General features: G+C 59.2%; 15 protein-coding genes and 1 tRNA gene. 10 read left to right on the top strand and 6 right to left on the bottom strand.

The genetic code is table 11. From position 1 onward, the window contains the following. Positions 1–79 precede the first annotated feature (79 nt). The 5 genes from ZBI01S_RS07010 to rplA all read left to right on the top strand — a co-directional run bounded on the left by ZBI01S_RS07010 (position 80) and on the right by rplA (position 3375). Positions 80–152: transfer RNA gene (locus ZBI01S_RS07010), tRNA-Trp, on the top strand. Between the two features lie 226 nt (positions 153–378). Continuing rightward, positions 379–930: a preprotein translocase subunit SecE gene (secE, locus tag ZBI01S_RS07005; RefSeq protein WP_066058374.1), complete on the top strand. Its 552-nt coding sequence runs from the start codon at positions 379–381 to the stop codon at positions 928–930. Positions 931–1027: 97 nt separating this feature from the next. After that, positions 1028–1801 (top strand): transcription termination/antitermination protein NusG, encoded by a 774-nt coding sequence (nusG, locus tag ZBI01S_RS07000; protein ID WP_066058372.1) that lies wholly within the window; start codon positions 1028–1030, stop codon positions 1799–1801. A gap of 327 nt (positions 1802–2128) precedes the next feature. Beyond that, a complete protein-coding gene (gene rplK, locus ZBI01S_RS06995; RefSeq protein WP_066058370.1) occupies positions 2129–2563 on the top strand; it encodes a 50S ribosomal protein L11 in 435 nt (144 codons plus the stop codon). Between the two features lie 119 nt (positions 2564–2682). Beyond that, positions 2683–3375 carry a 50S ribosomal protein L1 gene (gene rplA, locus ZBI01S_RS06990; protein ID WP_066058367.1) on the top strand — a complete coding sequence of 231 codons (693 nt, stop codon included), beginning with the start codon at positions 2683–2685 and terminating at the stop codon, positions 3373–3375. Between the two features lie 220 nt (positions 3376–3595). Here rplA and ZBI01S_RS06985 read toward each other — a convergent pair whose 3' ends face one another. After that, positions 3596–4570: an NADP-dependent oxidoreductase gene (locus ZBI01S_RS06985; protein WP_066058364.1), complete on the bottom strand. Its 975-nt coding sequence runs from the start codon at positions 4568–4570 to the stop codon at positions 3596–3598. A gap of 150 nt (positions 4571–4720) precedes the next feature. On the opposite strand from ZBI01S_RS06985, the gene ZBI01S_RS06980 reads away from it, so the two are divergent. Both ZBI01S_RS06980 and ZBI01S_RS06975 read left to right on the top strand, forming a co-directional pair. Continuing rightward, the gene (locus ZBI01S_RS06980) at positions 4721–5755 is read left to right on the top strand and encodes a 1-phosphofructokinase family hexose kinase (RefSeq protein ID WP_066058361.1); all 1035 of its coding nucleotides are present in this window, start codon (positions 4721–4723) and stop codon (positions 5753–5755) included. Between the two features lie 121 nt (positions 5756–5876). Beyond that, the gene (locus tag ZBI01S_RS06975) at positions 5877–6749 is read left to right on the top strand and encodes a YqaJ viral recombinase family protein (RefSeq protein WP_083524609.1); all 873 of its coding nucleotides are present in this window, start codon (positions 5877–5879) and stop codon (positions 6747–6749) included. Here ZBI01S_RS06975 and ZBI01S_RS06970 read toward each other — a convergent pair. After that, positions 6746–7447: an NAD(P)H-hydrate epimerase gene (locus ZBI01S_RS06970; protein ID WP_066058357.1), complete on the bottom strand. Its 702-nt coding sequence runs from the start codon at positions 7445–7447 to the stop codon at positions 6746–6748. The genes ZBI01S_RS06975 and ZBI01S_RS06970 overlap by 4 nt on opposite strands. Before the next feature lie 272 nt (positions 7448–7719). Between ZBI01S_RS06970 and ZBI01S_RS06965 the strand changes: the two genes are divergently transcribed. Next, positions 7720–7953 carry a hypothetical protein gene (locus tag ZBI01S_RS06965; protein ID WP_066058354.1) on the top strand — a complete coding sequence of 78 codons (234 nt, stop codon included), beginning with the start codon at positions 7720–7722 and terminating at the stop codon, positions 7951–7953. Positions 7954–8038: 85 nt separating this feature from the next. Here ZBI01S_RS06965 and ZBI01S_RS10235 read toward each other — a convergent pair whose 3' ends face one another. Then, a complete protein-coding gene (locus ZBI01S_RS10235; protein WP_370664376.1) occupies positions 8039–8278 on the bottom strand; it encodes a peptidoglycan-binding domain-containing protein in 240 nt (79 codons plus the stop codon). Positions 8279–8517: 239 nt separating this feature from the next. On the opposite strand from ZBI01S_RS10235, the gene ZBI01S_RS06960 reads away from it, so the two are divergent. Next, positions 8518–8934, top strand: a complete 417-nt coding sequence (locus tag ZBI01S_RS06960) for a hypothetical protein (RefSeq protein WP_159421441.1) — start codon at positions 8518–8520, stop codon at positions 8932–8934. 504 nt (positions 8935–9438) lie between these two features. Here the strand turns inward: ZBI01S_RS06960 and ZBI01S_RS06955 are convergent. The 3 genes from ZBI01S_RS06955 to ZBI01S_RS06945 all read right to left on the bottom strand — a co-directional run bounded on the left by ZBI01S_RS06955 (position 9439) and on the right by ZBI01S_RS06945 (position 11439). Next, a complete protein-coding gene (locus tag ZBI01S_RS06955; RefSeq protein ID WP_066058348.1) occupies positions 9439–10041 on the bottom strand; it encodes a sigma-70 family RNA polymerase sigma factor in 603 nt (200 codons plus the stop codon). A 355-nt stretch (positions 10042–10396) separates the two neighbouring features. Then, positions 10397–11044: an ImmA/IrrE family metallo-endopeptidase gene (locus tag ZBI01S_RS06950; protein ID WP_066058345.1), complete on the bottom strand. Its 648-nt coding sequence runs from the start codon at positions 11042–11044 to the stop codon at positions 10397–10399. A 23-nt stretch (positions 11045–11067) separates the two neighbouring features. Continuing rightward, positions 11068–11439, bottom strand: coding sequence for a helix-turn-helix domain-containing protein (locus tag ZBI01S_RS06945; protein WP_066058342.1), 372 nt, complete (start codon positions 11437–11439; stop codon positions 11068–11070). Positions 11440–11605: 166 nt separating this feature from the next. Here ZBI01S_RS06945 and ZBI01S_RS06940 point away from each other — a divergent pair. After that, on the top strand, positions 11606–12403 hold a 798-nt coding region (locus tag ZBI01S_RS06940), incomplete at its 3' end, for a hypothetical protein (protein ID WP_390280231.1).

Below are 12403 nucleotides of genomic sequence, written 5' to 3'. Positions count from 1 at the left end.
GCGTACCCTATTCAGGTTGCCAGTATTGTTTACGCAATCCGGCAGCCATGACCCGCAGCTTTTCGAAGCCGCACGGTCTAGGGCGGTAGCTCAATTGGCAGAGCAGCGGTCTCCAAAACCGCAGGTTGCAGGTTCGATTCCTGTCCGCCCTGCAAGAAACGTCGCGCAAGCGGCGTTTTTTCGTTTCCGGATGCATCCGGTCGCGAACGCGCGCACCTCGCGTCGCGCGGGTGTAGGTAGCCGCGACTGCGCGCATCCGTATTGCTTCTCGACAATGCGCGAACGCATCCCGTATCCTGGACAGGTTGCCAAAAGGCATACTGTGGCGTGCCCAAAAACACATTGGGCCCCATGTTCACACGTTTGAAAGGGATCAGAGTGGCGACTGGCACGTCTGGCGACGACCGCGACGACATCGAATCGCGCAACGACGACACGGCTGCGAGCACCGAACCAACCAGCGAACGTGATGATGCGGACACCGCAGCAGACGCTGATGGCGAGGATGCAGTGGTAGCCGAAGCTGCGGAGGATGCAGACGCATCTGACGACACTGATGCGGACGCTGACGCGCCGGCTGCAGTAGCGAAGAAGTCCAAGGCGAAGCAGGCCACCGCTGACAAGAAGGGCAAGAAGACCCCGAAGCGCAGCGAGGCCGAGGCCAAGAACGAAAAGCGGGAGCCGAAGACCTCGTTCCTTCGTCAGGTCATCGAAGAACTCAAGAAGGTTGTAACTCCGACCGGTAAGGAACTGTGGCGCTACGTTGCCGTCGTGCTCTCGTTCCTGCTGATCATGATGGTGCTCGTCATGGCCTTCGACTGGGTCTTCGGATTCATTTCGTCCTGGATTTTCGGTGAAGGCACGCAGCTCTTCCCACAGGCGCCACCGAGCGCACCGGCAACCCCGGGCGCGCCAGTACCGACTCCGTAGCACCTCCTGAACCAACGCTCCTGCGCAACGCGAGATTGCGCATCCGTACATAACTCGCAGTCGAAACTGACTGTGGATCGACGAAGTGAGATGAACCGTGGCTGAAGAAACTAACAACGTTGACGCAACCGAAGCAGTTGTCGCCGACGTAACCGAACAGAACGACGCAACCGAGCAGAACGTCGACGCTGTCGAAGCAACCGACGAGACTGCTGCTGCCGTTGAGGGCGACGCTGCCGAAGTCGAAGAAGAAATCGACCCGTACGCCGCATTCAAGATGGAACTGCGCCTCAAGCCAGGTAAGTGGTACGTCATCCACACCTACGCCGGCTTCGAGCGCAAGGTGCGCGACAACCTCACCCAGCGCGCACAGACGATGGACGTCGCCGACGAGATCTACGAGATCCAGGTGCCGATGGAAGACGTCGTTGAGATCAAGAACGGCCAGCGCAAGATGGTCACCCGCGTGCGCATCCCTGGTTACGTGCTCGTTCGCATGAACCTGAACGAAGACACCTGGTCGGTCGTTCGCCACACCCCGGGTGTAACCGGCTTCGTGGGCAACGCCCACAACCCGACCCCGCTGCGCTTCAAGGAAGCCTTCGAGATGCTCAAGAGCCTCGTTGAGGTTTCGGATGCACCTGCAGCAGAGGGTGCGAAGCCTGCCGAGGGTGGCGCCGCGAAGCAGCCGGTTGCTGAGATCGACTACGAGATCGGCGAAACGATCACCATCAAGGAGGGCTCGTTCGAGGGGCTTACCGGAACGATCAACGAGATCAACCCGGTCAGCGGCAAGCTCACCGCACTGGTTTCGCTGTTCGGTCGCGAGACTCCGGTGGAGCTCGCATTCGACCAGGTCGCCAAGCTCTAAGTTTGTGTGTGGATGCGGGTCGCGGCTTCGGCTGCGGCCCGCATTTGCGTTTCCTTGCGCACTTCTGGCTATCGGGAGGGATTTGTTGCCACACAGCCCCTATAAGTCAAATATTGCCTCGTAGGTCTTGTGAGGCAACAATTCTTGCCCCACTGTCGGTCGGCGCGAGCACTTGCTGATGTAGGCGAAAACGGGTAGTGACTCGGGCCTGGTTCTTAGATACAATTCAAAGGTTGTGCATTTCGGTGCACACGAAGTACCGCTCGTCAGAGACGCTGACGTTGCGGGAGAGGGATGCTCGCATCCACTCGAGTGAAAGGGAAAAACATGGCACCTAAGAAGAAGGTTGCAGGTCTGATCAAGCTTCAGATTCAGGCCGGCGCCGCCAACCCAGCACCACCGGTAGGTCCGGCACTGGGTCAGCACGGCGTCAACATCATGGAGTTCTGCAAGGCGTACAACGCCGCGACGGAACAGCAGCGTGGCAACATCGTTCCGGTTGAAATCACCGTTTACGAAGACCGCTCGTTCACGTTCGTGCTCAAGACTCCTCCGGCAGCACAGCTCATCAAGAAGGCTGCTGGCGTTAAGAAGGGCTCGGGTGTGCCTCACACCAACAAGGTCGGCAAGATGACCATGGACCAGGCGCGTGAAATTGCCGAGGTCAAGAAGGCCGACCTCAACGCGAACGACATCGAGGCTGGCGCGAAGATCATCGCCGGTACCGCTCGTTCGATGGGCATCGAGGTTACGGGCAACTAGCTCGCAACCACCCTGCCCCCGATGTGTTGCCGCATCCACGTAGCAGCACCGGGGCACCACCAGCACAGCGGAAGAGCCTGCCAGCTCGCCAGAACCGCACACTCTTGAAGGAGCACAACATGGCACAGAAGTCCAAGGCGTACCGCGCCGCGGCAGAAAAGATCGAGGCCGGCAAGGTCTACTCGATCGAAGAGGCAGCAGCCCTCGCAAAGGAAACTTCGTCGACCAAGTTCGACAGCACGGTTGAGGTCGCAATGGTCCTCGCCGTTGACCCACGTAAGGCAGACCAGATGGTCCGCGGTACCGTTAGCCTCCCGCACGGTACCGGTAAGACCGCTCGCGTCATCGTCTTCGCCCAGGGCCCCGCAGCCGAAGCAGCACTCGCTGCTGGCGCTGACGAGGTTGGCACCGACGAGCTCATCGCCAAGGTTGCCGACGGCTGGACCGACTTCGACTCGGCCGTTGCAACCCCAGACATGATGGGCAAGGTTGGTCGTCTCGGTAAGGTGCTTGGTCCTCGTGGCCTCATGCCGAACCCGAAGACCGGTACCGTTACCCCGGACGCTGCCAAGGCAGTTGCCGACATCAAGGGCGGTAAGATCGAGTTCCGCGTTGACAAGCACGCCAACCTGCACTTCATCGCAGGTAAGGCTTCGTTCACGCCTGAGCAGCTCGCAGACAACCTGCGTGCCGCGCTCGACGAGGTCGTTCGTCTTCGCCCATCGTCGGCAAAGGGCCGCTACGTTCAGAAGGCTGTCGTTTCGACCACCTTCGGTCCGGGCATCCCGCTTGACGTTTCGATCTTCAGCTAAGTCTGAGATTCGCTGATTCGTTCAGCATTGCAAAAACGCCCCACTTCGGTGGGGCGTTTTTCGTTGGCTGCACATGTCGTGGCCGGTAGCTGGGGGGGGCTATCTCCAAAGTGGTGCAGCTCAGAGCGGTTCGAGGTGCTCTCCACCTCCGAGTGTCGAAAATTGCACCGGTTTGGAGATTTGGTGACGTGACAGAGGTCCGGATGCGTGAATCTAGCGGCTAGGAAAGCGTGTCCAGCACGATCTTGCCGCGCGTGTGCCCCTGCATGACGCGCTCGTGAGCCGCGCCCGCTTCGGAAAGCGGGTACACCGCATCCACGTGGGTTTGCAGATCACCCTGTGCAAACAGCTGCGCGATCGTGCGCAGGGCAACGCCGTCGTCGGCGAGCTTCAGGCCGCTGGCACGCAGTCCGCGCCCGGCTGCGGCTACTTCGTCGTGGATGGTCGCCCACGAGCCGGTGGGAACGTTCACGATCAGACCGCCGTCGCGCAACACGTTCAACGAACGCGACCCGGTGTTGTCGCGCACATTGCCGATCAGATCGAGCACGACATCCACGGGCGCATCGAGCACGTCTTCAAATCGTTCGTTTCGGTAATCGATCACCTGGTCGGCACCGAGTTCGCGTAGCCATTCGTGGTTTTCAGCGGATGCGGTGGTCGCGACCCAAGCGCCATAGAACTTCGCGAGTTGTACCGCAAAGTGCCCGACACCACCGGCACCGGCGTGGATGAGCATGCGCTGTCCCGTGCACACGCGTGCGATGTCAACCACGCCGGCCCACGCGGTGAGTGCGGCCAACGGTACGCCCGCGGCTTGCTGCATAGTGAGGTTGGTGGGCTTGTGGACGAGCGACATGGATGGGGCCGAGACGTACTCTGCATAGGTGCCGGGGTAGCGGGCGAGGGGGACGATGCCGAAGACTTCGTCGCCGGGCTGGAACGGCGAGAGCTCGTACGGGGCGTTTTCGACAACCCCGGCAAACTCGGCACCGAGAATCCACGGCAGCGTGGGGATGGCGTTCGACATGCCGCCGCCAGCGCGGGTCTTGGCGTCGATGGGGTTCACGCCTGCAGCGTGGACGCGCACGAGCACTTCATCGCGCACTTGCAATGCCCTGGGCACCTCGCGGAGCTGCAGCACTTCGGGCCCGCCGAACTCGGAAATCGTCATTGCGCGCATGAGATCAGACATGCATCCAGCTTTTCATGCTGACGCTTAATCCAAGCACCGCGCGCATCCTGCTGCGGTATCGCCAGTGAACATGCATGCTCGCTCTACAAACTCTGCATGCGTCGTAACCAGCGGCCGTTACGCTGAACGCACCAACCGAAGGAGTGCTTCATGGCCGCAGTTGTTTCGCTCACGCCCGCACCGGTAATCGACCGCACCTATTTCGTCGACGATTTCGACGCTGGCAAGGTGAACCGCGCCACTGACATCCAGGAGTTCCTCTCTGGCAAGGGCATCAACGTTTCGCGCACGCTGCGAGTTGCCGGGGTCGCCACCTCGGCAGTGCTGCCGATCGGCCGCGAAGACGAGCACCTGCTGTTCCGCACCCCGCACCCGCAGATCCTCCGCATCCTGCCAATTCCTGGCCGCATGCGCGTCAACACCGCCGTGCTTGAACGCAACGGCCGCACCACCAACGTCAACCAGAAAGCCGTGCCGATTCCGCAACGCGATTGGGATGCGGTCGTCGACATGACGTTGAACGAGATCCGTTCGCTGCGTGCCGACTGGCTCGTGGTGTCGGGATCGGTGCCGCGCCACCCCGAAACCGGCGAGAAAGTCGACTTCACCCACCTCTTTGAAGCAGCAAAGAACCTGGGCACCCGCATCGCGTTCGACTCATCCGGCAGCTCGCTCGAGTACTGGACGAAGTCGGGTCTCGTCGACCTGATCAAGCCGAACGCCGACGAAATCGCAACGCTCGTGCAGCGCCACATGCACACCGTCGGTGATGTGCTTGAAGCTGGCCGTCAGGTCATCGAAGAAACCAACCTCGAAGTCGCGCTGGTGTCGATGGGCGGCGATGGTGCACTCGCCATCACCAAGGACGACGCTTGGTGGGGGCTCGCACCGGCACCCGAGGTGGTCAACACGACCGGTGCCGGCGATGCCTCCCTCGCCGGTTTCGTAGGCCACTCGATTCAGGGTCCGGGTCAGGCTGGCGGTCGCCCCGATTACGGACACCTGCCGAAACTGGCGATCAAGACTGGTCTCGCGAAGGCCGTGCAGTACGGCGCGCTTGCGGTTGCCGTCCCAACCACGATTATCGACTCGGTTGAGGATGCACCGGAGCCGGTTATCGAGCGTCCGGATCCGTCGCGCGAGCTGTCGGAACCGACCAAGTTCTTCGAGACGCCCTCGGCCTAGTTGCAACGCCGCGGCTCGTTCGCCTGGCGTTCGGGGTTGGGGCGACCAACCGCGTTGAAATGAAATGCCAATCGCGGCCGCAACGCCAGCGTCTGCCGATGGGCAGTGGCAGAATACGACAATGGTTGTTTTCCGTCCGGCTGCCCAGGATCCGGCTGCAGAGGATGCGTCGGGCTACCCGGAAAACGAACTCGCCGTAGCTACCGAGCGCGCAGTACGCGCCGCAAGCGACTACACGCCGCTCGCGCTCTCATTTGAACCGACGCTGCGTGCGCTCGGCACCGCGAACGCGACGGAACCTGCCGACCGGGAAACGTACACGTTTGCGCAAACGCGACCGGCAGGCATCCCGGTAACGCCCGCAACCGGCACCGTTTGGCGGGCAGGGATGCTCGACCCACGAGATCCGTTCGACGTCGTGCAAGGCGAGTTGCGGGGTCGCGTACTTTGCGCCGATAGCGACCGCGAATCGTGGCTGAGTTTTCGTCGAACGGGTATCACCGCAACCGATGCGGCGCGGCTCGCGACATTGACGTCGGTGCGCGCGGTGGTGAACGACAAGCTGTACGGCGGTTCGTTTCAGGGCAACGCATTTACCGAATTTGGGCGGCAGCGCGAACCCGAGATCGCCGCGTGGGTGCGCGCTGAACACGGTATTGAGCCGTGCGGCTTGCTGATGCACGCCGAAGCGAACAAGCGGCACCTGGCGACACCGGATGGCCTCGCACACCTTAACGACGAGGTGGTGCTTGCCGAGATCAAGACCACGAACAAGCCCTGGAACCGCATCCCGCGCAACTATCTGCGGCAGGTGTGGTGGCAGCAGTACGTGACCGGTGCATCCCGCACGCTGTTTGTGTGGGAACGCCACGAGAACTTTGTGGTGCAGGATGCGCAGCCGCAGTGGGTGTGGATTGAACGTGATGAGGCGCAGATCGCGAAGCTCGTGCAGCTTGCCGATGAGGTGCTGAAGAATCTGGCACTAACGAGCTAGCTAACGGTCACGGCCGGCGGCACTCCGAGCAGGTGTTGCGAGGCGCCGATCGGTTCGAGCCACACTTTGCCCGCGAGTTTCGCACCCTCGCCCTGTAGGCATCCAGCTTTAATGCCGATGAAGGTGACGGTGAGGTCGGCCGGAATGACCGCTTCGGGTTCTGCAACTTCGCCGCTGTCGGGGTCGATGCCGGAGGGGAGGTCCACGGCGATAACCAGCGGATGCGGGTTTTCGGTGAGGGCGGCGTGCACGGCGAGTGCCCAGTCGCGTGCCGTGCCGCGAAGTGCGGGCGAACCGCCAGCTGCAGTGCCGCCAGCGCCGATGCCGAGCATGCCGTCGATGATGACGTCGGCATCGGCAACGAGCTGCGCCGCGTCGACCGGTTTCGCCTCGGTGAGGATGCGTGCCCCAGACTCACGCGCGCCGGCTTCAGGTTCCGGTGAAAGCCGGCCCATGACTGGCACGACGTTGACCTGCACGCCCGCCTCAGCCAAGAACGAGGCTGCCCAGCACGCGTCGCCACCGTTATCGCCTGCGCCGGCGAGCACGAGTACGCGCGACGCGGAAGGTTCGGGCAGCACGCTGGTCACGTGATCGGCAAGGGCCTGCGCCGCGCGGATCATGAGCGGCACGCCCTTTGCGAGTAGCGGTGCCTCGGCGGCGCGGATCTGCGCGGCGGTGTATCCCAGTTTTGGCATGGATGCAGTTTGTCACGGAACCTTGCCGGGCGACACAATTGGGCAACTGTTTGTCAGGTGACGTAACGGTCGCGACGTACTGGTCGGTACGTTTGGTGAAGGATCTGGCAAGGAGTTTGAGATGCTCCACCGCAGATGGAACAAGTCGGTACCGCTGCTGTTTGCTCCGCTGACACTCGTTGGGCGTGCTGTTGAGCATGAAGTGGACGTTGCTGCGGTGCCGGTTAGGTCGTCGGCACCAAGCGGCCACGTAGGCGCAACTGGATGAATGTGTGCGCTCGACCATCCCGGATTTGCAGGCTTTCCGCAGAATTTCCCATGAAGAAGCCTTATATGGATTTCTCCAGATCTACGACGTCGGCTCGGCATGTAGCGAGGTCATTGATGGCTGGTGGCTGACAGTGATCCCTGGATTCGACGAGCCGGAAGGCATTAACCCTGCCTATTGCGAGGTGATCGGCGCCCAAATTACGCCAATCACCGCCGCTGGGATGGACGCCAGATGATCCTTAGCTGACTAGGCGAGCATGGAATTCACCCCCTCAAGTATCACCGTTGCTGATGAAAAGGGCGGGCCAAGGTTCGTAGGCTTCACTTGTCTTCAATCGGCGCCAGTGGTTCGCGTAATTGAACACCCCCAATTACTGTGTTCTTACCAACGGCTCCGTCAGCCGGGCCGTTGTACAGGTTCTGAGCCTGAGTAAATCGCTGGATGCCTTTAATTGTCTCCGGGGCCCAAGCCCCGTCAACGGGCCCGCGATAGTGGCTCAATCGGCGTAGGCCGTCCTGAATTTGTCGACGTAGAGTGGCGCTTGTTGGTTCCCCCCCCACTTGGAGTACTAGTCGTTCGGTCCGCTGCCTTTCGCGGAGGATTCCACCACGTATGCGAATGACATTGTTGTTCCTTCCCGTAGTAGGTATGAGCCGGGAATCCGCCCCATATCTACTGACGTGAGAGGACTGTGTGTTAACGAGGAATTGCGACCTGGAACCTTTGCTGTTGCTTCAATACGAGGCAAATTTGTTCCGTGCTGCGGATGATTGCTTGTCTCGGAGTGCTGAGATCACAAGTGGCTATCGAAATTACGACTTGCGAATTTCGTATGCAGTCGACGCCTATGATGATGCCTATGGTTCGGAAGGCGTGGATGGTCGGCGCCCTGTGTATGCCCTTGCTTGCTGGTTGTGCTCAGCAGATGGATGAGTCGGAGGCGCTAGACCTGAGTGATCGTCAGCGCGCTCGAATGATTGACGACTGTCGTGAAGCGACGCTCAACGACGTTTTTGGAGCTTTATCCGAGGCGAGTGCGGTGGCGTACATGGACAAGGAGTACACCTTCGAAGACGCTGTGATTAGCCGAGATGGGGACGAGTATCTCATTGTGGTGCAGTCGAACAGTCAGCGGGTGGATGGTCCCTGGACGCTGTACTGCGAGCACAATGGCCGGTCTGCCGTTGTGGAGACCGGCCATCGGCCTTTTCCTTAGAGCCCGTACCCCGCTACTACCGCTTTGCAAAACTGAGTCCAGAATAGGTCTGGGTTGATTATGAGCCCGTTTGCAGGTAGATCCGGACCCCCGAGCTTGAACGTGGGATGATAACCAGACGAAGCCCATGCATACTTCAATACGCCCCACCGTGTGTTTGGCCCAACGGCACCATCGATGGGTCCAGTGTATTGTCCTGCGCGGCTGAGGACGCTTTGGATACCTCGAATCGTGTTCGGTCCCCACGCCCCATCAATCGGCCCGGCGTATAGCTGCCGTGTTCGAAGTGCGGCCTGGACGCGAGCACGCAGGTTAACTGTGGTGGGTTCACGCCACTGCGAATAACTTTCGATTTCGTACTGTGCCAACTGATTTCCAATCTCCCATGTCACTCGTCTTCATCAGAGTGACCATCTCGGTTTTGAACTAATGAGGGATTGCTCCCTCATTGGTACTGCCACAGGACGTAAAGTTGTCAACCCGTTCCAGAGTTAGGACAGGGAGTCATCCTGAAATCGGGCGCGAGGTCTTGAGGGCTAGTTTTTCAAGCATTGTGGATGCGAGATTGTCGCGGAGCGCTGCCAGGGCCTTGTGGTGAGTTTTCGAAACGGCAGCTCGTGAGATGTTCAGTTTTCGCGCGGTTTGCGCCTGAGTGAGGTGATGCTCGTACATGAGAGTGATGACTTCTTGCTGCCTGCTGGTGAGTGTCCTGCGAGCTGCCACAAGATATTGGACGAGTCTTGATTTCGTTTCGGCATCGAGTTGTCGTGACACGATTGCGTCAGGCGATTCTGTGCCGACGGCAAATTGCAGGCCCGATTCTGCGAGCTGCTCGTAGGAAATGTTGGAGGACCACTTTCGGTCAGTTCGGTAAAACTTGTGTGCGTTCGCTTCCTCGATTCGCCAAAGCTCCGTCAAGATTTCCTGGGCGTCTCTCGCGGGTGCGAGAGTGCCGCGAGCCTGAGCGCGCAGTTGGCGATCGCGATCAATCATTCTCGCCAACTCGTGTTTATTGACTCGATATAGGTGCGTCTCTGAAATGTTCCCACCTCGCGCCGCTTCGTTCGCGAACGCGAGTATTACTTCAGCGTCGGGCGCTGCGTCCATGATTCCTCAACTCCGGTGGCCGTGGCGCCATCGGCCGCAGTGACGGTCTGGCGCCTGATTCGATCAATTGCTGCCCTGCCCGTCGAGCGGTTCTATGGACGTGTATCTGGGTGAAGGTGTCCTATTTTTGGTTTTGAGATTCGATTCCGATCATGGTGTTGGTGACAGTCATGGTGCCGTCACCGTGAAACCTCACAACTGTTCGACAACCGCGTCGGATGATTTCGACTTCCTGTGTTAGCTCGTCAACTCGGCACACGGTCTTCCCGTTTGCGTTCTTAATGGTTTTCATTTCACTCTATTCGCGTGTTAGCAGGTATGCATACGCATGGCGGAAAATTTTTTCACATCTCCTCTACTTCGCTTTCAGCCCCAGACGGCGAATGCGCCACTTTGCGGCCTCTCTTGATACTTGAAAGACGCCGGCAAGTTCAGCGAATGTCGTTTGGCGCTCGTGGGTGTTCATCTCGCGCCATTTCGCAGCGAGGTGCGCGTTGAAGTAGCTCGTGAACGTTGGGCGAGGCATGAGCAGGCACGCGCCCAAATGGTTTGCTTGCAGTTCCAGCCTGTTTCGCGGCCCGTCTGCAGGCTGTGAAGTTGTGTTTGATTCACAACGAGCCACTTTGGCCACTGCGCCGTGCTGATGCTGCTTCAAAAAATACTGTTCATGCAGAATGAGGTGTGCGCACTCGTGAGCGACAGTGAACCGGTGGCGTGTTTCCGGTTGAGTCTCATGCGCTTTGGTATCGAGAACGATCGTCCGGGGTGGAAACGTGAGGTCGATCGTCGGCTTCTTATCTCTTACCGAAAGCGAAGTGGTCGCGAATGTCGTGAGGCCCAAAATGCTCTGATCCGTGGAGAGCTGAGCGAAGTCCAGGCTCGCCTGGAGCGCAAACTCTGCGAAATGCTCGATATCGATCGCCTGTGGTTTTTCGAGAAGGTATCCACCGCGATACGTAGCTAGCCGCTGCTCAGCGATGTCCTCAAGTTCCGCGAACTGCATGAATCGTGGTCAGACTTCCACAGTTACTCCCAATCGCCCTCAATGATCTTGACAATTTGCTCCCACTGTTCATCGGTGAGGGCTCGTTCCTTGGCGCGGCGTAGCGCAATCCTCGCTCCATCGGTATCCATGATGTAGTCGGTGAGGTCAATGGAAACTTGATGGTCTCGAGTGCGAGCGGCCAAGTCAAACATCTCTTCTCGCTCGACCTGTGTCAGTTTCAGTGCTAGGGCAATCGCTTCAAGCTTTGAATCCGGGGCCGCTCGGCGCCCCTTTTCGATGTCGCTCAGATACGGGGCCGTGACTCGAATGCGATCTGCGAACTCACGCATGGTGAGTTCGGCTTGCTTTCGTCGCGAAGCGATGAACTCGCCAAAAGTAGCGGGGGTGACCATAACCATCCTTTCTCTGTACGCATACATGCTAACAAGCATAGTCATACTTGGCAAGTGGTTGCCTCAGTGGGCTGACCTGTTGCCGTCGGTTAACAGTTCATGCTTCCGCGGCAGTGGAAGGTGACGGGCGCCACCGGGCGCTGCGTCTTCTCGCGAAAGGATGAACATGGTTGATCAAATGGTTTTGGAAACTCAAGCGTGGCTAAACACTACCTACAAGGACCGCGTTGGCTGGACCGGCGTGCCAGAGGATGGCTTCACCGGCTGGGGCACAATCTACGGACTGCTCCATGCGCTACAGATTGAACTCGGTATCACGGAGACCGCGGACAACTTTGGTCCCGGCACTGAAGGGCGATTCAAAGCACGATGGCCAGAAGGTATCTTGCAGCAATCTGAGCAGGATTCATCGCAGGACAACGTCTACGCAATCATTCAGGGTGCGCTTTGGTGCAAGGGCTATTCCACAGGTAGTCACATCTCTCGAAATTTCTATGACGGTACCGGGGGAGCGATCCGAAAACTAAAGTCCGACATGGGTATTGATGGGGATTCAACGGTAACCCTTGAAATCATGAAAGCGCTGCTATCGATGAGCCAGTTCGTGCTGCTTGAGCGGTATGGTGCCAATCCGGTCCTCCGTGACATGCAGCAAGAAATCAACCGGAGTTACCAAGGTTATACGGGAATCGTTCCGACTGATGGCTTGTACGGAAGGGAAATGAACACGGCGCTGATTCAGGTTTTGCAGGCGCTGGAGGGATTTACCCCCGAGGAAGCAACCGGAAATTTTGGAAAGGGAACTACGGCCCGTCTAGTTTCCATCAATCGCGACAATGCCGAGTGGTATCCAGAATGGGTGTGGCTTGGTCGAGTTGCGCTCATTGCAAACGGGTTTCTTGGCTATCCCGCGGGGGAATGGGATGCGTTCCTAGAGGAGAGTATTCGTGAATTCCAGCAACAG

The organism is [Zimmermannella] bifida NBRC 103089 (genome assembly GCF_001570925.1).
Taxonomy (GTDB): Bacteria; Actinomycetota; Actinomycetes; order Actinomycetales; family Microbacteriaceae; genus Gulosibacter; species Gulosibacter bifidus.
The sequence above is the reverse complement of the archived record's forward strand: the minus strand, read 5'-3'. Positions and strand labels throughout refer to the sequence as shown.